This window comes from Kitasatospora sp. NPDC001660 (assembly GCF_053596725.1).
This window is the reverse complement of record NZ_JBSFGU010000060.1, coordinates 1-23,314: the sequence shown is the minus strand read 5'-3', so window position 1 is coordinate 23,314 and position 23,314 is coordinate 1. Positions and strand designations below refer to the sequence as shown.

Genomic DNA, 23,314 nt, shown 5'->3' with positions numbered 1-23,314 from the left:
GGCCCGGCGCCCGTTGGGCACCGAGAGCGGCCGCGCGGCAGCGGGCGGCCCGGGTGGGGCGGTAGAGAGGGAGCTCGGTGGCTTCGGTGCGGGCGGTTCGGACGGCGGTGCGTACGGTTTCGGCGCGGGCGCAGGCGGCGGAGCAGGCGCGGAACGCGCACCTGCGGACCGGTGTGGTGCGGGCGGCGGCGATGCTGGCGGTGGCCGGGCTGGGGCTGACGGGGTGCATGTCGGTCAACCCGGCGGCGGAGGAGAAGCACGGCGTCGCGCCGGTGGGCCAGGCCGGGCCGGCCGTCAAGCCGGGGGCGACGGGCGGGCCCTCGGCCTCGGCGGGCGGCGGGCACCTGGGGGGTGCGTCCGGGCACTCGGAGCGGCCGGGGGGCTTGCAGGCGGAGAACGCGCCTGCCGGGGGCGCGTCGCAGGCTCCGGGCGAGCCGGCTCCGGGCGTGAACGCGGCCACGGCCAGTGTGATCCCCGTACCGGGCGCTCCCGTGGCGGGCTCCGCGCCGGGTGCGAGCGGTGCGAACGGCGCGGCCGGGGGCGTGAGCGCCAGCCCCGCGCCCAAGCCGGGTGGCGGCTCCCCGGCGGGCGGCGGCGGAACGGCGGGTACGGGCGGCGCGGCGGGCTCCGGCAGTGGCACCGGCGAGGGCCGGTCGGGCGGCGGCGCGTCGGGTGCTCCCTCCGCCACGCCGAGCGGCCACCCGTCCACGACCCCGGAACCCGAGCACACCTCGCCCGCCGCGACCGTCCCACCGGCCCCGGAACCGTCCTCCGGCAGCTCCGGTTCCTCGGCCCCGATCTCCCGCGCGGGTGCGCATTAGGAGGATGGCCAGGGCATTTGCCTCCGATCCCGAGGTTCCTCTATGGTGGTAGATCGTTCGTTTGATCCATTTGACTGGCGCCCTACTCCCATCTGGCGCCCTTGGCGCGTTCCGGCGATCCGTGGCTGACCGCATAGAGGCGGTTGTGAAACAGAACCCCGGACTTTGGCGCGTGCCACTTCCGGAAGGTTTTGCATGTCTCTCGTTGACGACGCCCGCTTCGCCATGCCCGCGAGCGAGTCCGCCGCCGATGCCACCGTCGATGTGACCGCTGACGACGTCACCGTCGCCGATGTCACCGACACCACCCCCGAGACCGACGCCGCCGAGGCCGTCGAGGTCACCGAGGCCGCCGAGCCCACCATCACCTTCGGTGACCTGGGCCTGCCGGACGAGGTCGTCCGCGCCCTCGCCAAGCGCGGCGTGACCACCCCGTTCCCGATCCAGGCCGCGACCATCCCGGACGCCCTGGCCGGCAAGGACGTCCTCGGCCGCGGCCGCACCGGCTCCGGCAAGACCCTCAGCTTCGGCCTGCCGCTGCTGACCCGCCTCGCCGACGGCGAGCGCACCCGCGCCAAGCACCCGCGCGGCCTGATCCTGGTCCCGACCCGCGAGCTGGCCATGCAGGTCGCCGACGCCCTGGAGCCGTTCGGCTCGGTGCTCGGCCTGCGCCTCAAGGTCGTCTGCGGCGGCACCTCGATGTCGAACCAGATCTACGCGCTGGAGCGCGGCGTCGACGTCCTGGTCGCCACCCCGGGCCGCCTGCGCGACCTGATCAACCGCGGCTCCGCCAAGCTCGACGACGTCCAGGTCGCCGTCCTGGACGAGGCCGACCAGATGGCCGACATGGGCTTCCTGCCCGAGGTCACCGAGATCCTCGACCAGGTGCCAGCCGGCGGCCAGCGCCTGCTGTTCTCCGCCACCCTGGAGAACGAGATCGACACCCTGGTGAAGCGCTACCTGAACGCCCCGGTGACCCACGAGGTCGACCCGTCGGCCGGCGCCGTCACCACCATGACCCACCACATCCTCGTGGTGAAGCCCAAGGACAAGGCGCCGATCACCAACGCGATCGCCGCCCGCAAGGGCCGCACGATCATCTTCGTCCGCACCCAGATGGGCGCCGACCGCGTCGCCGAGCAGCTCATCGAGGCCGGTGTGAAGGCCGACGCGCTGCACGGCGGCATGACCCAGGGCGCCCGTACCCGCGTCCTCGGCGACTTCAAGGACGGCTACGTCAACGTCGTCGTCGCGACCGACGTCGCCGCGCGCGGCATCCACGTCGACGGCATCGACCTGGTCCTCAACGTCGACCCGGCCGGCGACCACAAGGACTACCTGCACCGCTCCGGCCGCACCGCGCGTGCCGGCCGCTCCGGCACCGTCGTCACCCTGGTGCTGCCGCACCAGCGCCGCGGCGTGTTCCGCCTGATGGAGGACGCGGGCGTCGAGGCCAGCCGCCACATCCTGGACCACGCCTTCGACGCCGAGGTCGCCCGGATCACCGGCGCCCGCTCGCTGACCGAGGTGCAGGCCGAGAGCGCCGCCAACATCGCCGGTGCCGCCGAGCGCGAGCTCGCCGACATGACCCGCCAGCTGGAGCGCGCGCAGCGCCGCGCCACCGAGCTGCGCGAGGAGGCCGACCGCCTGGCCGCGCGTGCGGCGCGCGAGCGGGCCGAGCTGGGCATCGAGGACGAGGCCCCGGCGGCCGCCGGGGCCGAGGCCGAGGTTGCCGGCGAGGCTCCGGCCGCCGACACCCCGGTGGCCGTGCCGGCGCAGGCCGGTCCGGTGGGCGAGGAGCGGGCCCCGTCCTACCGCGAGGTGCGCAGCGAGCGCCCGGCGTTCGGGCGTGACCGTGACCGCGACCGTGACCGCGACCGTGACCGTGACGACCGTCGTTCGGGCGGCTTCAACCGTGACCGCGACCGTGACGACCGCCGTGGTGGCTTCGGCCGGGACCGTGACGAGCGTCGCTCGGGTGGCTTCGGCCGCGACCGTGACGACCGTGGCGCCCGCTCCGGCGGTTTCAACCGCGACGACCGTGGTGGCTTCAACCGCGACCGTGACGACCGTGGCGCCCGCTCCGGCGGTTTCAACCGCGACGACCGTGGTGGCTTCAACCGGGACCGTGACGACCGTCGCTCGGGTGGCTTCGGCCGGGACCGTGACGACCGTGGCGCCCGCTCCGGCGGTTTCAACCGCGACGACCGCGGCGGTTTCAACCGGGACCGTGACGACCGTCGCTCCGGTGGCTTCGGCGACCGTCCGGCCCGCTCCTTCGGCGACCGCCCGTCCTTCGGCCGGGACCGTGACGAGCGCGGCGGCAGCAGCCGTCCGTTCTCGCGCCGCGACGACCACCGCTCCGGCGGCCGTCCGCAGTCCTCGGGCTTCGGCAGCCGGGACCGTGACGACCGTGGCGCCCGCTCGGGCGGCTTCGACCGCGACCGCGGCGGCTTCAACCGCGACGACCGCAAGCCGCGCTGGAAGAACTGACCTCGCGCATCCGGCAGTTGACCAGGTTGTCCTGGCTGGCGCAGCTGCCGGCTGACGGCCGACGGGCCCGCTCCACTTGGTGGAGCGGGCCCGTCGGCGTTCCCCCCGGAACTTCCCCGGTATCCCCGGTATCCCCGGATACCCCCCTTGGATGTTTCCCCCGAGGCGTTGTTCTGGAAGTGAGAATAACCTGTGGCGCGGGCGGAGGGAAGTCCCGTAGCGTCGGCCACATGAGCAGCAGACTGCACGGTGTGGCCGTGGTGAACGAGGAGATCGCCGCGCGGGGGAGCTACCGGGCGACCGGGGGCGAACTCGTGGAGGTGGGCGAACGGTTGGCGGCCGCCCGGGCGGGGACGGTGTCGTACGCGCCGGCCGAGCTGGACGCCCTCCTGCGGGACGGCGCCCCCGGGCCGGGGCCGGGCCGCGGGGCGGTCGAGGTGACGGCCGAGGGCAGCATCGAGGCCGCGCGGCGCCTGGTCGAGGCCGGCGCCGGGCCGGTCGGGGTGCTCAACTTCGCGTCCGCACGCAACCCCGGCGGCGGCTACCTGCGCGGCGCCCGCGCCCAGGAGGAGGACCTCTGCCGCAGCGCGCTCCTCTACACCTGCCTGCTGGAGGCGTCCGACTACTACGAGGCGCACCGCGCCTCCACCGACCTCCGGTACAGCCACCGGGTGATCGTCTCGCCCGGTGTGCCGGTGATCCGGGGCGCCCGCGGTGACCTGCTCGCCCGGCCCTACCCCGTCACGTTCCTGACCTCGCCGGCGCCCAACGCCGGCCAGCTGCAGCGGCGTTCGCCCGGCGTCGACGTCCGCGGCGTGCTCGCCGAGCGGGCCCTGCGGGTGCTCGCGGCGGCGGCCCGGCACGAGGTCCGCACGCTGGTGCTCGGGGCCTGGGGCTGCGGGGTGTTCGGCAACGACCCGGTGCAGGTCGCCGAGGCCTTCGAGGGGGCGCTGGCCCGGTACGGGGCCGCCTTCGAGCGCGTCGTGTTCGCGGTGTGGGACCGCTCGCCGGTGTCGGCGAACCGGGCCGCCTTCGAGGCCCGGTTCGGTGCGGCGGTGGGTTAGTTCTCCCGGGAGGCCAGCGCCGTCGCGACGGTCGAGGCGGCGGCGACCACCCCGGTGACGGCGAACACGGACGGCCACGCGCCGATCCGCTTCGCGAGCGGGTGCGAGCCGCCGAACGCGGCCACGTACAGCCCGGTCAGCACCGCCGCCGTGCGCGCGCCCGAACGGCGGTGCCACTGCGCGGCCGCCCCGGCACCGGCCACCGCCAGCACCGCGCCGCCCAGTTCGCGCCGCCCGGTCCAGCGGGCCACGCCGTAGCCGCCGACCAGACCGCTCGCCGCGGTCAGGGCGGCGGGCGCGCCGGCCGCGATCACGTTCGGGACCTTCGCCATCGTCGACTCCACTCGGTGGGATGCGTTCCGTTCGGTTCCGGCTTCCGACGATAACCCCACCCGCTCAGGCGCCCGCAGCCCCCTACCGGAACGCCTGCTCGGGGGACTGCGCGGGCGCCGTCCGGGCCAGCCGCTCGGCCGCCTCCGCCGGGGCCAGCACGCGCTCCAGCCGCAGGTCGCCCGGGAGCTCCGGGATGAACCGGCCCGCCGACCAGCTCCGCTCGTACGGCTGCGGCTCCAGCACCAGCGTGCGCACGCCGTCCAGCACCGGGATGTCGGCGGGCGTGCCCTCGTTCCAGAGCCACGAGCCGTCCGGCGCCACCAGGTTGAACGCGCCGGTCGCGATCAGGCGGCGGCCGTCCGGGTGCGCGGTGCGGCACAGCGCCACGACCTCCGGGTCCGGCCGGGTGCCCGGCAGGTGGCCGCCGCCGATCAGCACGTCGGCGAGGAGGGTGTGCAGCTGGAAGGTGTCGCTCAGGCCGTCCATGCGGAGCAGGTAGCCGGTGCCGGTGGGGCGGTCGAGCGCCAGCAGGGGCTCGTCGTCGAGCACCTGGGCCAGGTACGCGAGGCCCTTGAGGTCGTGCCGGTCGCCGCCGTACCGGGCGACCAGCTCCAGCAGCACGGCGGTCACGCCCGAGGCGCGGGCCTCCGCCCGGACCGCCGCGTGCGCGTACACCGCCCACGCGGCGCGCTGCCACAGGTCCAGCGTCCACCAGCCGACGACGGCCAGGTGCGCCTGCCAGGCGTCCAGGACGGCCGGATCCCCGATCCGCCGGTGGGCCTCGGCCGGGTCGTCCTCGTCCGGATCGGGCAGCGGGCCGTCGCCCGTCGCCTCCCAGCGCTCCACCAGCCGCTGCGCGCCCGTCAGCGCGCCGCGCAGGCCGGCCAGCACCGGGCCCGCGCACGCCGACGGATCGGCACCGCGCTCGACGCACGCGCCCACCACCATCGCGAGGTGCGAGCGCGGGAACGGCGGTGCGTCCGGCAGCAGCGCGGCCAGGCGGGGCCCGGCCGCCGCCACCTCGTCCGGGCCGGCCTCGCCGAAGAGGCCGCCCACCAGGCCGAGCGCCGGGCCGAACCGTTCGTCGTCCTCGGCGGCGACCACCGCCTCCAGCGCGGTCACCGCTTCGGTGAGGGTGGGCTGCTGACGGGGCGTGCTGGTGTGCTGGGAGGCCATTCGCCGCAGCATAGGCGGCGAGTCCGACGGGGAGTCGCCCGGGGGCGGGTAGGACGGGCATGACCCGCAGGGGCCGGGGGCTGGGGCGGAACCCGCGCGCCGGGGCGGCACCGTGACGCATACTCACGCGGTGACTGCGTCCCGCCCCATGGAACTCAACGACACCGAGGCGGAACCCGCCCTCAAGGTGGCCCCGCTCGAACTCTTCCTCGACCTCGTCTTCGTCTTCACGATCACCCAGCTCACCGGCAGCCTGGCCCACCACCTCACCGTCGGCGGGCTCGTCCAGGTGTTCGTGATGCTGGCGGTGATCTGGTGGATGTACGACGCCTTCATCTGGCTGACCAACGCCATGCCGCCCAGCAACCACCGCCGGCGCGGCCTGCTGATGCTCGCGATGGGCGCGTTCCTGGTGATCTCGCTGTCCGTCCCGCACGCCTTCGAGGGCAGCGGCGTTCCGTTCGGCTGGGCGTACCTGGTGGTCGTCGCCGTGCACACCGGCATGTTCGCGGCCTCCGGCGTCGTGCTCCCCTCCGTGCTGCGGATGGGCGGGGCCAACCTGGTCGGCGGCGCGCTGGTGGTGATCGGCGGCTACTACACAGGAAGTGTCCAACTCGCCTTCTGGACCGCCGCCTTCGCGATGCAGTTCGTGACCCCGCGGGTGGCCCGGCTGCCCGAGTTCCGGCTCCGCGCCGACCACTTCGTCGAGCGCCACGGGCTGATCGTGATCATCGCGTTCGGCGAGTCCGTCATCGCGATCGGGGTCGGCGCCGGCGGCCTGGACCTGAGCCCGTCCCTCATCGCCGTCGCCCTGCTCGGCCTCACCGTGTGCGTCGGGCTCTGGTGGGCCTACTTCGGGCACGACGACGACGCGCGCGCCGAGCACCACATGGCCGCCCTGTCGTCCGCGCGCCGCAACTGGACCGCCGTCACCGTCTACTACCTCGGACACGGCGGACTCCTGCTCGGCATCCTGCTGTTCGCCGCCGGGGTCAAGTCCGCCGTCGCCCACCCCGGTGCCCCGATCACCCTCCCGCAGGCCGGCGCCCTGGCGGGCGGCATCGCGCTCTACCTCGTCGTCAACACCGCCATCCGCCGGAACTTCGGCCTCGCCCCGAACCTCCCCCGGCTCGTGGCCGCGGCGCTCCTGACCGCGACCGTCCCCCTCGGCACCGCCGTCTCCGCCCTGGCACAGGTCACGGCCACCGCCGCCGTCCTCGCCGCCGCCTTCACGTACGAGGCCCGTCGGCGCCATCAACCCCACTGATGGCCTCCCTCCTCGCCCGGAGCCGCCACGAGGCCAGGCCAGCCTCAGAGGACATGGCATTGGGCGATCTGGGAAGCTGGTGGCATGTCTGAGCCAGAGGACTGGCAGCCGCCCGCGGGCTCATGGGCGTCGTCTGCCGCGCGCCGTCGGAATATGCAGGCGATCAAAGCCCGGGATACCAAGCCCGAACGTCTTGTGCGCCAGCTTCTGCATGCACGAGGCCTGCGCTACCGGGTAGCAGCGCGACCGCTGGCGGAAGTCCGGAGAACCGCCGATATCGTCTTCCGACCGACGCACGTCGCCGTCTTCATTGATGGCTGTTATTGGCACGGATGCCCGGAACACTACGTTCCGCCACGGACCAACTCGGGGTACTGGTCGGACAAGGTCGCGCGCAACATTGCGCGCGACCGGGACACCGATCGCCTTCTAACGGAGGCGGGTTGGCTCGTGCTCCGCTTCTGGGAGCACGAGCCATCAGACGTCTGCGCCAACAAGATTGCGGCGGAGGTCCTTGCCCGGCGTCGACGCCGTAATGACATCTGAGAAACGGAATGCCGCCATCTGTTGCGGCTCCTCCGGCGTCACCGGATAGTTTTCGGCCGTGTCCAGTTCGTAGCGCTTCTCGAAGTCTTCGCGCGTATCCGGCCTCAGCACGGCTGCAATGGCGCGGCCGATTGCCTCGGCCACTGGCGGCGGGAAAGCATTACCCACTTGGCGGTACTTGGCCGTCTTGCCGCCGGAGAAGTCCCACGTGCGCGGAAATCCCTGAAGGATGGCTGCCTGCTCTACGGTGAGCATCGGTCCGTTTTCCCGGAAGAGGTCTCGGCCTGGGGTGACGTCCTTCGGATCGTTGGCGACCCCGTTGGCGTCAACGCCCATGGCCGCCCAGGCCTTCTTAGCGCGAGTGGGACCGAGATCGGCGCCGCCATGCTTCTTGGAGCCGCCGACAAGGGTCGGCGCGACGCCGCCTGACGGACCGCTTACCGCGTCCGTCGCCTTCTGCAGCCATGTCTCGAATACCTGCTCCCCGGTGCGCTGCTTTCCGGTTGCCGGCTTGCCCTTCTCGTTCAGGTGCCAGAACTTCTCGCAGCGCTCCTTCATGGATTCGTACAGCGAGTCGGCAACCGTTGCTTGTTTCCCGGAAATGCGTAGCGGCCAGACGAACTGCTGGCCGTTGACGTAATCCTTGTGAATCGCCACCAGGATAGCCCTGGGCCGGAGCTGGGGGACGCCGAAGTCGCAGGCGTCAAGGCGTCGCCAGACGCTTTGCATCGCCGCGTCCTGCTCCTTGGCGGACCATTCCTCGTCAATGCTCGGCACGATATAGTCGTACTCTTCGAGCCTGCTGAGGATCTGCCTGCGGTAATCGATGAATACCTCCGGGGGTTCAAGAATTCCCCGGACATTCTCAATCATTACCGCCTTAGGGCGGAGCCTGTCGACGATTTTGAGCATCTCTGGGAAGAGATCTCGCTCGTCATCTGCGCCGAGCTTCTTTCCGGCCAGGGAGAACGGTGGGCACGGTACGCCGCCGGCCAGCAAGTCGAGCTGCCCAGGCTTGAGGTCAAGCTCCTTCAGGAGGGGAGAGTCAAGCAGATCCTTGACATCCATCGCGTCGGGCCCCTCGGACCACCGGGTGTCCCAGCCAGGCCAGCGATGCTTGCGGACGTTCTCTCCGAGGCTCTTCACCGCATGCGGGTCCAACTCGACGAGGGCGTGGTGCTCAAAGCCTGCGTGGTGTAGTCCGACTGCTTGGCCCCCCGCTCCCGCGCAGATCTCAATTGAGGTGAGCGGGGGAGTCTCTGGGCTCCTCTGGCTGGCGCCCATCGGCACGCTCCTCCTGGTATGACGCGAAACAGTTGCTCAAGTGTCGCAGAGGTGGCGTGTGACTGTGGCTTCCCCTGGCGGAGTCGCGGCCGCGCACCGCGTGCCCGCGCGCCGGGTAGCGGCGCAAGCACACGGTGTGCTTGCATCAGGTTCTTCCGATGTGGCGAAGCAGGTCCTTGATGTCAGATTCTGCCAGGCCTGCCGCGACGGACGGTTCCTCCTGGAGATCGGAAAGCTTCTGCACGGCGGGGTCGTCGAGGATCTTGCCCATAAAGTCGAGTTTCTGGTCGAGCCGTGCCTCGACGACCTCGTCAATCGTGTCGCGGGCCGCGAGGACCGTGACCTTGGTCTTCACCGAGGGGTCGAGCCCGAGCCGGTGGATACGGTCGAGGCTCTGCAGGAAGCGGCCTGCCATGAAGTCGCGGTCGACGTAAACGGCGTCATGGCAGACCTGGTGCAGGCTGATTCCCTCGCCCAGCGTGGCCGGGTTCGAGATCAGCACGTGGCAGTCGGGGTCCTCACGGAACCGCCGGATCTGCTCCTCCCGGTCCGGAGTCCCGCCGTGGACGGCCGCGGGCTGGAACTCAGCCAGGAGCTTGGACAGTGTTGTCAGGCTTCGTACGAATGTCGTCCACACCAGGGTCTTGCGCCTCGCCCGGGCATTCTCAGCCACGATCGCGGCTGTCTCCTTGTATTTCGGAGAGAGTTCGTAATCGGGAAGGTTCTGGAGAAGTTCGAAGAGAGAGCTGTTTGCCGGGGCGTCGAGCGGAGGCAGCTGGTAGGAGAGCGGCTCATAGCGGGACGGCCCTTCTAGCAGAAGGGCGGGGCTGGTCGCGGCCATCAGCAGCCGCAGCGCCGTCCGGCCAAGAGCACTGAGATCATCGCGCGCGGTTGTGCTTCCGATGCCGCCGACGAGGGAACTGTAGAGCTCACCGTGGAGTGGCGGCATGTCGACGTACCGGACCCGTACGTCCATGGGGGGCAGTCCCAACTCCTGTTTGGTCGTCCGGGCGAAGAGCGGGCGGAGCACGGTACTCGCGTGCGTGAGGTCCCCGCCGCCGACGGCACGTGACACCGTGCGCTGGCCCTGGCCGGGCCACACGAAACCCAGAAGGTTCTCCAGGTCCTTGGAGCCATTCGGCGCCGGTGTGCCGGTCAGGATGAGCCGCCGCCTGGCGAGAGGGCCCAGGGCCATGCAGGCGGCCCCGTACGTTCCGCGTGCACCCAGCTTCATCCGGTGCGCTTCGTCGAGGATGATCATTGACGGGTCGTTCTGAAGCCAGCCGGCCAGCCTCGTCAGTGACCGGTCCAGACGTTCGTAGTTGACGATCAGTACCTCCGCCCACTGATCGAGGGACTTGTCGAAGATCTGCGTGCGCAGGGGGCGGGTGAAACAGACTCCTGTCTCGTACTGCCACGACTCGTACGCGGATTTCGGACAGACGACCAACAGCTTGCGGACCTTGCCCTCATGCTTCTGGGCCGCGTAAACCGCGAGCGCGACGCGCGTCTTGCCGGCGCCAGGGACACTGAAGTTGGCCCCGTGCTGCAGTGACAGGAGCTTGGCGATGTCGCGCCGCTGGAACTCCCCCAGCTCGGCGTTCCACTCGGGGCCGAGAGTGCTGTCGGGGTCAACGATCGGGCAGTGGTCCGGCTGCTCGGAATTCAGTCGCTTCTTGACGGTCTCCGCGTCCCGGAGGACGTCGATGACGAGTTCGCGCAGCTGGGGTTCCCAGACGACACCTTCGCGGTGCGGCCACCGGTTGATCTCGTTCAGGCCCGCGAGCAGATCATCGAGATCGATACGGGCATCCAGCTGCCCTCGCTGGCTTCCTGTGCGGAACCGGGCGGCCAGCTGGACCAGATCGGCCCGGTAACCCGGCGTGGTCCTGAGGACCACGCCGGTACGATGCTCATCGAGGGCAAGACTGAGCGACGTCTCCACTGAGGAGTCTGCCATCAGGATTCCTCCAGGGCAGTTGCGCTCAGCAGCCAGGCGACGCCCTCGCCAGGTTCCGCGATGCCGCGGCCGGCCTGCCGGGCGAGCTTACGAAGACTGTCCCGGAGCCGGATGACAGCCTCGTCGAGGAGCTCCTCATCCAGGCTGCGCGAGGTACGGGCCTGGACCAGGTCAATGACGCACTGGTCGATGTCCGCACAAGCATCGGCGAGGCGGGCCGGGGCCATTTGCTTGCGCTTCCGGACGCGGGCGTCGCGGCCGGCCGCGTCGATGGCCCGGTCAAAAGCGCCCTTCGCGGCATCCAGGGACTCCTGGGCCTTCTGCGACACTCCGTTGGCGAGCAGCGAGGTGGCGCGCGTGGCAGCCTTCGCGCGGAGGATCTGGTCGTTGAGCGCCCGTGCGGCCAGGACCTGCGCGGATTCGGGGGAGACCGCAACACCGAGACCGGGAACCAGCTCTGCGGCGGAGTCCGTCATGGTGGCTTGGGCGAACTCGGGCGGCAGTTCCTTGGCCAGATAGCCGCTGTCGAGGAAAGCCTCGTCAATGTGCCGGACGTCAGTCTTGGCGAAGTCGAGGACAATCGCGGCGAGGCGGTTCTCCTTCAGGATCTCCGCGCGGTCCCGGTCGACGCTCTCAAGATTCGAATACACCCGGTGAAGTTCCTTGAACTTCTCCTGGTCATCCTCGAAATCGACGAGCCGCAGGGCAGTGTTGCTGTCGCTCTTGCTGCGGTCGATCAGCTCGCGGATCACGCTGAGGATCCAGCGTCCTTGCTGGTAGGTCGAGGTCCTGATCCGGAACTCCCTGGCAATGGCCTCGGGAGTCCGGCCGAGCGAAGCCTGTTCCTCCATTGCCAGGAGCCAGTTGATGTACGAGTAGTCACGGCGGAGGTCCTTGCGCAGCTGAAGCGAGAGTTCCACAGCGTTGATGTCAGCCCACGTGAACGATTCGGGGAGGACACCGACCCGCATCGACTGGACGCCGAGCTCGCGGAGCGCAGCTGCACGGGTGTTGCCGTTCACCAGAACGCCGTGGTGGGTGACCAGCCCGGGATCGTTCTGCCCGAAGTCCTTCAGGTTCTCCTTCAGCTTGTCGAACGCTGCATCGCGGCGGTCGGGGTCAGCCGGCTCCGCCTGGAGCAGGAAGGTCAGGTAGCCCTGACCATCGGCTCCCCACGGATCCTGGTCGAGCACGGCATCACGTGCAGGATCGTGGCTGCGCTGGGCCCGTACGCGGTGCGTGCCCGGGTTGAGGTACAGCCCGCTCAGCGGCAGGTCAATAACCTCGACATGCAGCTGCTGATCGTTCCAGTCGACAGTGACCGTTTCCCGGGTGCTGCTTGCCTGCTTCACCTCCTCCAGCCGCTTCTTGATCAGCTCGCTGAACTCGCCGGCGCGCGGCGGTGCCGAAAACTCACGCAGCATCTGTGTCCCGTCCCCTTCTTGTCTTGCTTTTATCAGTTGTTGCTGGTGGTGATGGCCCGTGCGACGGTCTCCCGAGATGACCTCGGCAGCGTCCGGTAGACACCCCACAGCGCCTCAAGCGCACTGGGCGACCGGCGGTCGGCCTCGATCCATTTGGCCAGGATCCGCTGCTCGAGCGACGCGAGAGCCAGGACCCGGCCGAGCAGTTCGGCGAGGTCGACTTCACGGTCGCCGTTCCCGACGGCGCATCGCTTGCACTCGGTGACCAGCTGTGTCTCAACAGAACCGTCAGGAAGCTGGACGCTGCGCCGGGCGACATTCAGGATCGACAGCTCAACGCTGTCACCGTACGACTCCCCCGCCCCGATGCCGCAGGTCCGGCAGAGGAAGTTGTCCCCCTGGAACACCTTGTTCCGCTGCGCCGTCGTGATGCTGGCCTTGTGCTCCGGAGCCTTGGCCTGGCCGGGCACCCATACTTCGAGACCCTTGCTGACGTACCGGCGTTCGCCTTGGACCAGCGAGGAATCGTTGCGGTGGGTATCGATCCGCCAGCCGTAGTCCCGGAGGTCGCGGAGCCGACGGACGATTTGCTCCTCGTCCGGGAAGGCCTTGCGGAGCTGGCCGCTGGTGAAGACGTTCCCCAGGCCGACCTCGGACTCCAGCCAGAGCGCGGCCCGGACCATCCCCCCTTTGTGCGCGTTCTTGTCCTGCCAAGACGGCAGCAAATCCATGAATCCCCTCCGACGTCCTATTGAACACTGCTGCTGCTGAAAAGCGTGGTCGTGCACAGCGGGATGGCACCACACCATGGGCCGTGGTGCGGCACGCAGCCCAGTCCCATCAACAGCGCGTCAGGGCCCGGTTGCTGGTCCGGTACTGAACGGGACTGCATCCATTGAGCCCGTCGTAGAGCGGCAAGTCCAGGGGAAATCGATCTTGCTCGCGAATGAGTCAAAGTTGCTGTTGCTGCACAATTGGCCGCATGCCGCCTGAAGTCTTGACGGCAACTGGACGAGCAAGCAGAGCAGCAAGCGAGACGAGCAAGCGACAAGCGAAGCGAGGCGGTTGGCGTGCCAGCACGAGGAGTTGGGAGCAAGCTGGACCCCGATGTGCTGCCGCCGGGCCGATATCGCCTGGCGAGTGCGCTTGTAGAGTTGCACCGGCATCTGCCGGTCGAGACGCTTGCGGACACTGCTGACCTCCTTGCCCGCCATCAGTACGGCAAGAAGCACACCAGCGAGCTGTCGCGCTACTTCAACGGCCAGCGAGTGCCGCCCTGGACGTTTGTCAGGTGGCTCTACCGCCTCGCCCGAACAATGGTGGGCGCGGAAGTCATCACGGTTGGTGAGGATGAGCTGCGCCGACTCCACAACCAGGCTGAGTCCACCCTGTGCAGGGTCTGCCCACAGCTGCGCAGCGAACGCGCTGAACTGAGGCAGGAGCGCGACAATTTGCGCGCTGAGGTTGACCGGCTTCGTGATCAGGAAGCCGGCTCGCTGGCGCTGAAAGAGGCGGAGCCGCGGCAAGCAGCTCCGCTGCCGGTCCCTGCCGCCCAGGGGGACCGGCAGCGGAGTGCGCATGAAGTGCTGGTCGCGCTGGAGTTCACTGACCGGGCCGAGCAGCTCGCTGACGAAGGTGACCTGGTGTCGGTAGCGGGCCTGTTCCAACAAGTCTCGGAGGTCCTGAGCCCGGTTGAGAGCGCGGCGGCACTGGTCCTGCTGCGGCAGCGGCAGCAGGACCACCTCGCTGAGAACCTGATCCAGATCTACGCCCGGGACCAGCCAGATGGGGCGGTGATTCAGGCGGCCCTCGCACTTCACGACTACGGCTATCCCGGCGACGCCGGCATGGTCCTGAGGGTGGCCACGTCCGCGCGTGCCGGCACCGATGCCAGCTAGGCCCGACGGCACGGCTTCTCAGGAACCCTAACGACCTTGGGTGAAATTGGGGTCGGCGCATGGTGGGCTGGCGGTTCGGCTGGTGGGTGATCAGCAGACGGCGTCGCGGGCGAGGAGCAGTTCGGGGCTCGTCCGGCGGCGGGTCGGGCGTCGTGCGGAGCGGTCAGAGATCAGCCCGGTGATGGCCAGGTGGGTTTCCGGGTAGTCCTCCCGACGTCCGGTGTACCGCTGGAGGGGCCGCCACTGCTTGTACTCGGCGTTGGTGTGCTCCACGCAGATCCGCGCCGACGACTGGCGGCGCCGCATCTCGCGCCAGGCGCGATTGTCTCCGTCGCAGGCGTTCTCGGCTGGCTTCTTCGGAGGGGCGCTGACCTTTGGCCAGGCCCTGGTATCCGGAGTCGACCTCGGCCTTCACCTGCGGATACTGGCGGAACTGCTCCGCGATGCCCTCGGTGCGCAGGGCGGTCTGGTCATGCATGCGGCCCGGTCGGACGACCCCGGAGAACAGGGTGCGGCCCTGGTGGTCGCTGAAGATGGTGGTCTTGATCGTGTTCTGCCTCTTGTTGCCGGACACGAACGCCTTGCGGCCCGGCCGCCCCGCGCGCAGGCGTCGGACCTGCACCTCGGTGCCGTCGATCCGCAGGGCCACGCCTTCGGCATCGGCATAGGCGAACACGTCTTCCAAGGTTCGCAGCCTGATGTCGGGCCGGTCGGGCACGGCGAAGCCGCAGGTCGCGAGCAGGGGCCTGACCTGGCGGATCGCGACGGAGACCGTGGAGCGGTCCACCCGGTACAGCTCGGCCAGAGCTGCGTGCGGCAGGCCGAGCCGCAGGTGGACGGGGGTGACCAGCAGCCGGTCGACGAACTCCGGCTTCGGCTTGCGGCCGACTCCCTCTGCCCGGTGCCGCTTGCCGCCCCGCTGCCGATCAAGCGCCGACTCACGCCGGGTCCCCCAACGCGGCGACAACTCTTCGAGCAACTCGCCGAAATGTGCGCGAGAGACCCCGGACAGGGCAGGATGGGAGCAGGCCGCACGGGCCCAGGTCAGCGTCACAACTCACCCAACCCGTGCGGCCCTTCTCGCGTCACGGCCCCACCAGCACCAGGACTATTCATCCCAAGGTCATAAGAAAGAAGGAAAAGGGAGAGCCCGTACCGCTCCTGGCGAAGCTCAGGCGGAGAGGTTGGTGCGGAGGGCGGTGAGGTCGGCTTCGGTGATGCCGTGGGGGGCGAGGTAGGCGGGAACGGAGCCGTGGCGGGTGTGGATCCAGGCGAGGGAGGAGGCGAGGAGGGCGGCGGTGACGGGGCGGGAGACGCGTTCGGTGCCGGTTTCGTCGACGTACGGGGTGGGGCCGTCGAGGAGGCCGAGGCCCGCGTTGGAGAGCAGGAAGTCGGCGGTGATGTCGGCCTCAGATGCGCCGAGGAGGCACTGGAGGACGGCGATGGTGAGGCCGGTGCGGTCCTTGCCGACGGCGCAGTGGACGACGGCCGGGACGGCTTCGGGGGCGGCGAGACGGCGGATGGTCGCGGCGATCGAGGGGCCGGCGGTCTCGGCCATGAAGGGGTAGAGCGCGGCCTGGTCCTCCGGCCACGGGTGCTCGGAGTCCTCGCGGTTGGCGGGCAGCGTCGGCACGTTGAGGGTCTCGTGGTCGAGACCGTGCCGCAGGTCGGGCCAGACCTCCAGCTCGAACGGGCTGCGCAGGTCGACCACGGTGCGCAGGCCGAGGGCCTTGAGGCGCCGGGCGCCCTCCTCGGTGAGGGTGTTGAAGGAGCCGGAGCGGTAGAGCACGCCGCGGCGGAGGGCGCCGATGCCCCCGGCGTCACGGAAGTTGCGCACGCCGGGGATGTCGATGAAGGCGTCGGTCATGGCACCACGGTACGGGCGCGGCGGTTGCGGCGGAAGGAAACCGGAAGGGACCTCTCGGTGAGCCCTCAGCGCCCGCCGGCGACGTCCAGGAAGGCGCCGGTCATGTACGAGGCGGCCGGGGAGAGGAGGAAGAGGATCGTCTCCGCGACCTCCTCCGGCCGGCCGCCGCGCCCCATCGGCAGGCCGGGGGCGACACGGTCGACGCGGCCGGGCTCGCCGCCCAGGGCGTGGATGTCGGTGTGGATGAGGCCGGGGCGGACGGCGTTGACGCGGATGCCCTCGGCGGCGACCTCCAGCGCGAGGCCGCGGGTCATCGAGTCGACGGCGCCCTTGGCGGCCGCGTAGTCGACGTACTCGTTCGGCGAGCCGAGCCGGGAGGCGGCCGAGGAGACGTTGACGATCGCGCCGCCGCGCCCGCCGTGCCGGGTGGACATCCGGCGGACGGCCTGCGCCGCGCACAGGAACGGGCCGGTGATGTTGGCCGCCCAGATCCGGTTCAGCCGCTCCTCGTCGAGCTCCTCCAGCCGGCACTGCTTCTCCAGCGTGCCCGCGTTGTTCACCAGGCCGGTGAGCGGCCCGAGTTCGGCGTCCACGGTGGCGAACAGCCGCTCCACCTCGGCGGTGCGGGTGACGTCCGCCCGGACGGCGACGGCGGTGCCGCCCTCGGCGCGGACGGCGTTCACGACGGCGCTCGCGGAGGCCTCGTCGGCGCGGTAGTTGACGCACACGTGGTGCCCGCGGCGGGCGGCGAGCAGGGCGGTGGCGGCACCGATGCCGCGGCCCGCACCGGTGACGAGCAGGACCTCGGGGTGAGTGGTCGACATGGCCCGTACGCTACCCGGCGGTCCGTTCGGGGACACCGGCCGCCGCCCGCAGGGCCGCGATCTTCGGCGCGCGGCTCCTGGGCGAGTCGAGGCTGAACCCGCGGGCGTCGCCGAGCTCGTCGCGGACGAAGGCCTCGGTGCGGGCCACCGCCTCGCGCAGCGCGTCGTCCGGCGGCACGAAGGACTGGTGGACGATCTCCGCCCGCTCGGTGTCGTACTCCCAGAGTCCGACGATCCGGCCCCGGTCGAGCACCACGTGGGTCTGCGGATCGGCCTCGCCGCCGAACGACCGCCCCGCCCGGCCGACGGGCAGCGGGCGTCCGGCGTCGGCTGGGTCGAGCAGCCGGGGCAGGTCGCGGTGCAGGAGGTGGATGCCGTCGATGCCCGCGAGCAGGGTGTAGTGCGGCTTGGCAGGGATGCCGAACTCGTCGTACTCGTCGACCAGTTCGGGCGGCATGAGGAACTCCGAGCCGGGCGCGAGCGGGACCAGGCCGGCCTCGGCGACGGCCCGGCGGGCGGTGGCCGCGGTGAAGCCGGAGAACCAGCGGAAGTGCCGCAGCGTGGCCGGAGCGGCCCAGGAGAAGTAGCGGCGGGCGAGGTCGACGGCGCCCCCGGAGACCGGCTGGTCCCAGCCCACGTAGCCGTAACGCTGCTGGTCCAGGCGGCCGTTGACGGGCACCCGGCGAATCCGTCCGCGCGACTGCATCAGCCCGAGCGCGAGCGGCAGCGTCGTCGAGACGCCGCGCTTCTTCCCCGCCTCGCCGAGCGGACGGACGGCGTCGCCGACCGCCTCCCGGATCGACGTCGGGTCCAGCGGCTCCACGTCCGACAGCACCCGCTCGATGGCCAGGCAGAGCTTCTCCACCTCGTCCCGGCCGACCCCCAAGTGCTTTTCGGCGGAGACCAGTTCACTCTCCGGAGCGGCGGCGCCGGCGGCCAGCCCGAGCGCGAAGTCGGCCGCCGGCAGGACGTACGTGCAGCCGCGCGCCGCCGGCAGCTCGTGCACCTCAAGCCGTGCCACGGCCGCGTCCACCGTCGCCCGGCCGAGCCCCGCCCGCGCGAACAGGCCCAGGTACGGTGCCGCGCCGCCCACCGACCGCGCCCACCCGGTGGCGGCCAGCACCTCGGCGGCCGGCGTGCCGGGGTGCGGACGGTCCAGCCACTGGCGGTGCGACCACCAGGCGCGCAGTTTCGCGGTGTCGTTCTCCGGTCCGTGCTCCATGGGGCCAGTATCGGCGGACGGACGGGCCCCGAGCAGGAAATCGCTCGCCCGGCGCGGCCCGGTGAGGGGAGGATGCGGTCACCACCGCCACGGCTGATCGAGAGGGGAACACGCATGCCCGCAGCACCCGGAACCGTCCTGCTGGCCGGCATCGTCGGCTCGACGGCGTGCGGCTTCGCCCACGCCGGCTCCGACATCGACCGGCTCGGCCTCTTCGCCATCCCCACCGAGGAGTTGCACGGCCTGCACCGCCCGGCCGAGTCGCACGTGACCACCCGGCCGGACGCCACCCTGCACGAGGCCGCCAAGTGGTGCCGCCTCGCGCTCTCCTGCAATCCCACCGCGTCCGAACTCGTCTGGCTGCCCGACGACCTGTACGAGACCCGCACGCCGCTCGGTGACGAACTCATCGCGATCCGCGGCTCGTTCCTCAGCGCGCCGGCCGTCCGGAAGGCCTACCTCGGGTACGCGGACCAGCAGTTCCGCAAGCTGCTGACCCGCGACACCACGGACGCCGCCGCGCGGCGCCGGGCCGCCAAGCACGCGCGCCACCTGGTGCGGCTCGTCGAACAGGCCGTGCGCCTGCACGAGACCGGCACCAACCTGGTGCGCCTGCCCGACCCCGAACGCATCCGCGACCTCGGCGAACGCATCGCCGACGATCCGGCCGTCGCCCGCCCCCTCCTCGCCGCGGCCACCGACCGCCTCGACCGCCCCGGCGTTCTCCCGGCCGCCCCCGACCCGCGCCCCGCCGAGGCCTGGCTGCGCCGCGTCCGCGCCGCCCACTACACCCCGCCCCCCGGCACCCCCGTCTCCCGGCGAGTCCCCCAATCCACTGGCGGACCCCTGGGGCCCACCGGGTAGGATCGCGGTGGCCCTTCCCGCACGGGACGGGGCCACGGGCCACTAGCTCAATTGGCAGAGCTGCGGACTTTTAATCCGTAGGTTCAGGGTTCGAGCCCCTGGTGGCCCACGTGGGGTGAGGTGACTACACCCCCTCTGACCTGCATCGCAGCACCCCGGTTGACGGTCGTCGCCGCCAGCACGGTGAAGTCCTTGGAGATCTGACCGGACGTGGTCGAGGTCAGGCCGAGGATCGCCGTGAAGGCCCCGACCCCGAGGATCGTGCCCAGCATGGTGAGCAGGGTGCGGGCCGGCCGCTGCAGCAGTCCGGCCAGGGCCTCGGCGTAGAGGTCACGCCCGCGGATCCTCGATGTCGGGAAGCCCGTCGGTTCGGACTCAGCCATGCCCGACCGCCGTCCGCCGGGTCTCGGTGAGCACTCCGTCGCGGATCGTCAGGGTCCGCTGCCCTCGCTCGGCGGTGTCCGAGTCATGGGTGATGACCAGCAGGGTCATGCCCTCGGCGTGCAACGCGTCGAACAGGTCGAGGACCTGGGTCGCGGTGGCGGAGTCCAGGTTTCCGGTCGGCTCGTCGCACAGCAGCAGTGACGGGCGGTGGACCAGGGCCCTGGCTATGGCGACCCGCTGGCGTTCACCACCGGACAGCGTCGTCGGCAGGGCGTCCAGGCGATGGCTCAGCCCGACCCGGGCCAGCGCCGCCCGGGCCGCCTCCTGACGCTGCCGACGGGGCACCGCGTCGTACAGGTGCGCCAGGGCGACGTTGTCGGTGGCGGTTCGGTAGGGCAGGAGCTGGAAGGACTGGAAGACGAAACCGATCCGCCGTCCCCGGAGCGCCGTCCTGCGCTTCTCCGAAAGCCCCGCGGTGTCGACGCCGTCGAGCAGGTACGTCCCGGCCGTGGGCCGGTCCAGCAGACCGAGCAGGTTCAGCAGCGTCGATTTTCCCGACCCGGACGGGCCGACGACCGTGCAGTACTGCCCGGCCCCGACCGTCAGGTCCGTCGGATGGAGCGCGTGGACCGGCGGCGGGCCCGGGTACGTGCGGGTGATCCCGGCCAGTTCGATGACCGGACGTCCCGCCTCACCCGCGGGCCGGGAGGAACGGTTCACTGTCCGACCACCACGTTGTCGCCGGGGTTGAGCACCGCTCCGTCGACCGGAGTGACCTCGACCAGGCCGGCCGAGTCCACCCCCGCGGTCACCGGAACACGTCGCTGGGACCGGTCCGCGGAGAGGACCGTCACCGAGACCGAGCGGTCCGCACCGGTGGTCACGGCTGCCGTCGGCACCACCAGGACCGGGCCGGGGGTCGATCCGGTGGTGACGGTCAGCGACACGTCCGCGCCCAGCCACGAGGCGGGCAGCGGCGTGGACGGCGTGACGGTCATCGGGTAGCCGGGCTGGCTCTGCCCGCCGGGCGCGGCCGCCGCCCCCTGGGCGGGTGGGGCCGGCGCGGTGAACGGGCCGATCGACGTGACCGTGCCCTTGGCGGACTGCCCCTGGGTGTCGTTGCCGATGGCCACCGGCATGGCGGCCTTGACCAGCTCGTGGTCGCCCTGCGGGAGCACCGCACTGACGCCGAGCGAACCGGTCCCCACGGTCAACAGCGGGCTGGACGCGTCGGACCCGCTTCCGGCGCCCAAGGTCGCGCCGACACTGCCGTTGACCGAGGTGACCGTCGCGGGGAAGGACGGGACGAAGACCAACTCGCCCATCGGGAAGTCCACTCCGGTGGTCGCGACGAGGCGGTTGTACGCGTCCTGGGCCTCGGACAGGTCCTGGGAGTCGAACGCGAGCTGCTGCTTGGCCTTCGCCACCGTGGCGGCGTCCGCGGCGGGCGGCGGGCCCGCGGGTGCACCGGAGGGCGAGGGCGGGTTCTGCGCGGCGGCCAGGGCCGCCTTGTCCCGCTCGACGGCTCGCTGGCTCGTCGTCACGGCCTTCTTCGCCGCGGCCAGTTGGTCGCCGTCCTTCGCGTCGGCGGGACCGCCGGTCGTCGGAGCGTCGAACCCGAGATGCTGGTACAGGGCGGCCACCGCGGTCTTGGTTCCCGGGCCGAACAGGCCGGACTCGTCGTTGTCGGCGTATCCGAGCTGCTTGAGCGCGCCCTGGAGCTGGGCCACGTCCGGGCCCTTGTCGCCCGGCTTGAGATCGCGGTAGGCCGGCAGCGACCCGGGCAGCGCGATCACCGGTCGCCCGGAGACCTGGGCCAGCACCTCGCCCGCGGCCACCTGACTGCCGGCCTTCTTCGGCAACCCGGTGACGACGAGGGCTGCGGCCCCCTGTGCGGCGGTCGGCTGCACGGATATCGCCCCGCCGGCAGTCACGGTGCCCCGCAGGGTGACCGTCCTCGCCAGCACCTGCTTGCCCACCGGCGCGGTCAGCAGGGACGCCTTGGGGGCTCCCTGGTCCGCCAACTGCTGGGCGGGGGACTTGATCCACGTCGAGGCGACGAGGGCGCCCACGGACACCAGGGTCGCCACGCACGCGGCGCCGATGAAGATCCGTTGCCGTCGGATCAACCGCGTCACACCCGGCGTCGGCCGGTCGGTGACAGTGGCTTCGACCAGCACGGGCAATTCCGACTGCCCATCACTCATGACGTCCCCGTTCGTCAACGATGCCTCGCTGAGTTCTTCGACCTGGAAAACGCGATCTCCGCAGGCTGACCCCGCCGGTTGCCGGCCGCCGACCCCGGCGGCCGGCAACCGACGCCCGCTCGACGAACACTGAAGGGCTGCAACCAGCATGCGTCTACGGATCCCGCTCATCGCCGGCGTCACCCTGCTGGCCCTGAGCGCCTGCGGTGCGAACTCCCCGGACGCCAAGCAGGCCAAGCCGTCCGACGTGCCCGCCCTGGGCCAGGTGCCGGTCATCACCGACCCCGGCCAGATCACGCTGCCGACCGACTCCTACCTGCCGACCGCCGCCAAGGTGAACCAGATCCAGCGGGCGAAGGACGCCGTCATCGCGCAGTGCATGCAGAAGTTCGGGTTCTCGTTCCGCGGCACCCTCGTGATGGACCTCGCCAATGCTCCGGGGCGCGGGCCGAAGGAACTGAGCACCGTTTACGGCGGGTTCGACGTGGCCGGAGTGAAGGCCAAGGGGTACAACCTGAACATCGACGGCTCGGCCGCGATCGATCAGCAGATGGCCCAGCGCGGCGGATCACCCCAGCAGGAGCCCGTCACCCCCGATTACCAGAAAGCGCTCACCGGGAACGACCCGAGCACCCGTCAGCCGGTGACGAGCGTCGCCGGTCAGCCGGTGTCGCCCGGCGGCTGCTCGGCTGCCGGGAACAAGGCGCTCGACAACGTGGTGGCGGGAACCGCGACCACCGTCCTGCCCGACGGCGGACCGGTGGTTCCGCAGACCGACCCGCGGCTCGTCGCGGCGTTCGCGAAGTGGTCCGACTGCATGAAGGCCAAGGGCTACAACTACCCCGATCCGGTCGCCGCGGTCTCGGACAAGAAGTGGCACTCGATCGAAGGACGGCCCGAGAAGGTACCGACGGCCTCTCCCGAGGAAATCGCCGTGGCCACTGCGGACGTCCAGTGCAAACTGGACAACAACACCGTGGGGACGGCGGTCGCCGTCCAGACCGCCTATGCGAAGCGGTACATCGAATCCCACGTGACGCAGCTGGCGGCGTTCCGGAAGCAACTCGACGACGCCCTCGCCAAGGCGGCACAGCTCGTCGCCAACGGGACCGGCAGCTGATCCCGGTCAGGCCCTCGGGGGGAACGCGCGCTCTCCACTGACCTGAGCCCGGACTCTCGAGGTGGCCCGACCTCCTTCTACTTGCGGTACGGCACTGCAGCTGCTCGATGTGGCTGCGGTGCCGTTGCGTTTTCGGGCCGGGCCGGGGTTGGCCGGGGTGGGCGGGGCCGGGTGTGGGCGTGAGGGCGGCGGGTGGAGGCAATGGGTCGGTCACGCCTTCGTTCCAGGTCCGTCGCGGGGGTTCGCCTGGCGCCTGAAGGTTGGTAGAACTGAAACAGGTACGACCGGTCGAGCGGACGGGGGAGCGGTATGAAGTTCGACATGGGGACGCAGGCGCTGCAGACGCTGATGTCGGGGTCGAAGACCTCGAACCAGGACCTGGGTGCGCTGGTCAAGCAGCTCGTGGCCGCGGCGGAGCCGCTGGAGGGCAAGTTCAACGGCCAGGGCAAGCAGATGTTCGACGGCTTCAAGTCCCGGGCGGACGAGATCGCGAACGCGCTGAACTCGTCGCTGTCGGCGATCCTGGGCGGTCAGTCGGGCATGGAGCAGGCGTTCGGCCA

22 protein-coding genes and 1 tRNA gene are annotated in these 23,314 nt (G+C 70.9%); 10 read left to right on the top strand and 13 right to left on the bottom strand.

The window, feature by feature from the left end; translation table 11 throughout:
- Window positions 1-107 precede the first annotated feature (107 nt).
- The 3 genes from ACWCXH_RS35535 to ACWCXH_RS35525 all read left to right on the top strand — a co-directional run bounded on the left by ACWCXH_RS35535 (window position 108) and on the right by ACWCXH_RS35525 (window position 4,378).
- Window positions 108-821, top strand: a complete 714-nt coding sequence (locus ACWCXH_RS35535) for a hypothetical protein (RefSeq protein WP_449805639.1) — start codon at window positions 108-110, stop codon at window positions 819-821.
- Window positions 822-1,016: 195 nt separating this feature from the next.
- A complete protein-coding gene (locus tag ACWCXH_RS35530) occupies window positions 1,017-3,314 on the top strand; it encodes a DEAD/DEAH box helicase (RefSeq protein WP_449805638.1) in 2,298 nt (765 codons plus the stop codon).
- Window positions 3,315-3,544: 230 nt separating this feature from the next.
- Entirely contained in the window at window positions 3,545-4,378 is an 834-nt protein-coding gene (locus ACWCXH_RS35525; protein WP_449805637.1) for a TIGR02452 family protein, read from the top strand.
- Here ACWCXH_RS35525 and ACWCXH_RS35520 read toward each other — a convergent pair.
- Both ACWCXH_RS35520 and ACWCXH_RS35515 read right to left on the bottom strand, forming a co-directional pair.
- Window positions 4,375-4,710 carry a hypothetical protein gene (locus tag ACWCXH_RS35520; protein ID WP_449805636.1) on the bottom strand — a complete coding sequence of 112 codons (336 nt, stop codon included), beginning with the start codon at window positions 4,708-4,710 and terminating at the stop codon, window positions 4,375-4,377. The genes ACWCXH_RS35525 and ACWCXH_RS35520 overlap by 4 nt on opposite strands.
- A gap of 82 nt (window positions 4,711-4,792) precedes the next feature.
- The gene (locus ACWCXH_RS35515; RefSeq protein ID WP_449805635.1) at window positions 4,793-5,887 is read right to left on the bottom strand and encodes a hypothetical protein; all 1,095 of its coding nucleotides are present in this window, start codon (window positions 5,885-5,887) and stop codon (window positions 4,793-4,795) included.
- 130 nt (window positions 5,888-6,017) lie between these two features.
- Between ACWCXH_RS35515 and ACWCXH_RS35510 the strand changes: the two genes are divergently transcribed.
- Together ACWCXH_RS35510 and ACWCXH_RS35505 are read left to right on the top strand one after the other, a co-directional pair.
- Window positions 6,018-7,154, top strand: coding sequence for a low temperature requirement protein A (locus tag ACWCXH_RS35510; RefSeq protein WP_449805634.1), 1,137 nt, complete (start codon window positions 6,018-6,020; stop codon window positions 7,152-7,154).
- Between the two features lie 84 nt (window positions 7,155-7,238).
- Window positions 7,239-7,700 carry a very short patch repair endonuclease gene (locus ACWCXH_RS35505; protein ID WP_449805633.1) on the top strand — a complete coding sequence of 154 codons (462 nt, stop codon included), beginning with the start codon at window positions 7,239-7,241 and terminating at the stop codon, window positions 7,698-7,700.
- Here ACWCXH_RS35505 and ACWCXH_RS35500 read toward each other — a convergent pair.
- From ACWCXH_RS35500 to ACWCXH_RS35485, 4 genes are all read right to left on the bottom strand, one after another.
- Window positions 7,632-8,984, bottom strand: coding sequence for a DNA cytosine methyltransferase (locus tag ACWCXH_RS35500; RefSeq protein WP_449805632.1), 1,353 nt, complete (start codon window positions 8,982-8,984; stop codon window positions 7,632-7,634). The two genes, ACWCXH_RS35505 and ACWCXH_RS35500, sit on opposite strands and share 69 nt — an antisense overlap.
- Before the next feature lie 145 nt (window positions 8,985-9,129).
- The gene (locus ACWCXH_RS35495; protein ID WP_449805631.1) at window positions 9,130-10,944 is read right to left on the bottom strand and encodes a DEAD/DEAH box helicase; all 1,815 of its coding nucleotides are present in this window, start codon (window positions 10,942-10,944) and stop codon (window positions 9,130-9,132) included.
- Entirely contained in the window at window positions 10,944-12,368 is a 1,425-nt protein-coding gene (locus ACWCXH_RS35490) for a hypothetical protein (RefSeq protein WP_449805630.1), read from the bottom strand. Before ACWCXH_RS35490 ends, ACWCXH_RS35495 begins: the two co-directional genes overlap by 1 nt.
- A 32-nt stretch (window positions 12,369-12,400) precedes the next feature.
- Complete coding sequence (locus ACWCXH_RS35485) at window positions 12,401-13,099, bottom strand: hypothetical protein (RefSeq protein ID WP_449805629.1); 699 nt, start codon at window positions 13,097-13,099, stop codon at window positions 12,401-12,403.
- 423 nt (window positions 13,100-13,522) lie between these two features.
- Between ACWCXH_RS35485 and ACWCXH_RS35480 the strand changes: the two genes are divergently transcribed.
- A complete protein-coding gene (locus ACWCXH_RS35480; RefSeq protein ID WP_449805628.1) occupies window positions 13,523-14,266 on the top strand; it encodes a hypothetical protein in 744 nt (247 codons plus the stop codon).
- Window positions 14,267-14,429: 163 nt separating this feature from the next.
- Here ACWCXH_RS35480 and ACWCXH_RS35475 read toward each other — a convergent pair whose 3' ends face one another.
- The 4 genes from ACWCXH_RS35475 to ACWCXH_RS35460 all read right to left on the bottom strand — a co-directional run bounded on the left by ACWCXH_RS35475 (window position 14,430) and on the right by ACWCXH_RS35460 (window position 18,179).
- Window positions 14,430-15,245, bottom strand: a complete 816-nt coding sequence (locus tag ACWCXH_RS35475; protein ID WP_449805627.1) for a transposase family protein — start codon at window positions 15,243-15,245, stop codon at window positions 14,430-14,432.
- 192 nt (window positions 15,246-15,437) lie between these two features.
- The gene (locus ACWCXH_RS35470; RefSeq protein WP_449805626.1) at window positions 15,438-16,133 is read right to left on the bottom strand and encodes a tyrosine-protein phosphatase; all 696 of its coding nucleotides are present in this window, start codon (window positions 16,131-16,133) and stop codon (window positions 15,438-15,440) included.
- Window positions 16,134-16,198: 65 nt separating this feature from the next.
- Entirely contained in the window at window positions 16,199-16,957 is a 759-nt protein-coding gene (locus tag ACWCXH_RS35465; RefSeq protein ID WP_449805625.1) for an SDR family oxidoreductase, read from the bottom strand.
- Window positions 16,958-16,967: 10 nt separating this feature from the next.
- Window positions 16,968-18,179: a DNA glycosylase AlkZ-like family protein gene (locus tag ACWCXH_RS35460; RefSeq protein ID WP_449805624.1), complete on the bottom strand. Its 1,212-nt coding sequence runs from the start codon at window positions 18,177-18,179 to the stop codon at window positions 16,968-16,970.
- A gap of 114 nt (window positions 18,180-18,293) precedes the next feature.
- Between ACWCXH_RS35460 and ACWCXH_RS35455 the strand changes: the two genes are divergently transcribed.
- Window positions 18,294-19,043, top strand: a complete 750-nt coding sequence (locus ACWCXH_RS35455; RefSeq protein ID WP_449805623.1) for a DNA polymerase beta superfamily protein — start codon at window positions 18,294-18,296, stop codon at window positions 19,041-19,043.
- 36 nt (window positions 19,044-19,079) lie between these two features.
- Window positions 19,080-19,152 (top strand) — tRNA-Lys (locus ACWCXH_RS35450).
- On the opposite strand, the gene ACWCXH_RS35445 is transcribed toward ACWCXH_RS35450, so the two are convergent.
- The 3 genes from ACWCXH_RS35445 to ACWCXH_RS35435 are packed head-to-tail and all read right to left on the bottom strand — an operon-like array spanning window position 19,127 to window position 21,634.
- The gene (locus tag ACWCXH_RS35445) at window positions 19,127-19,426 is read right to left on the bottom strand and encodes a hypothetical protein (RefSeq protein WP_449805622.1); all 300 of its coding nucleotides are present in this window, start codon (window positions 19,424-19,426) and stop codon (window positions 19,127-19,129) included. The genes ACWCXH_RS35450 and ACWCXH_RS35445 overlap by 26 nt on opposite strands.
- The gene (locus tag ACWCXH_RS35440) at window positions 19,419-20,147 is read right to left on the bottom strand and encodes an ABC transporter ATP-binding protein (RefSeq protein ID WP_449805621.1); all 729 of its coding nucleotides are present in this window, start codon (window positions 20,145-20,147) and stop codon (window positions 19,419-19,421) included. The genes ACWCXH_RS35445 and ACWCXH_RS35440 overlap by 8 nt, the downstream gene beginning before the upstream one ends.
- Window positions 20,144-21,634 (bottom strand): peptidoglycan-binding protein, encoded by a 1,491-nt coding sequence (locus tag ACWCXH_RS35435; protein WP_449805620.1) that lies wholly within the window; start codon window positions 21,632-21,634, stop codon window positions 20,144-20,146. Before ACWCXH_RS35435 ends, ACWCXH_RS35440 begins: the two co-directional genes overlap by 4 nt.
- Window positions 21,635-21,782: 148 nt before the next feature.
- Here ACWCXH_RS35435 and ACWCXH_RS35430 point away from each other — a divergent pair, with 148 nt between their 5' ends.
- On the top strand, window positions 21,783-22,754 hold the full coding sequence (locus tag ACWCXH_RS35430; RefSeq protein ID WP_449805619.1) for a hypothetical protein: 972 nt from the start codon (window positions 21,783-21,785) through the stop codon (window positions 22,752-22,754).
- A 309-nt stretch (window positions 22,755-23,063) separates the two neighbouring features.
- Window positions 23,064-23,314 (top strand): hypothetical protein (locus ACWCXH_RS35425; RefSeq protein ID WP_449805618.1); only part of this gene is annotated, 251 nt, incomplete at its 3' end.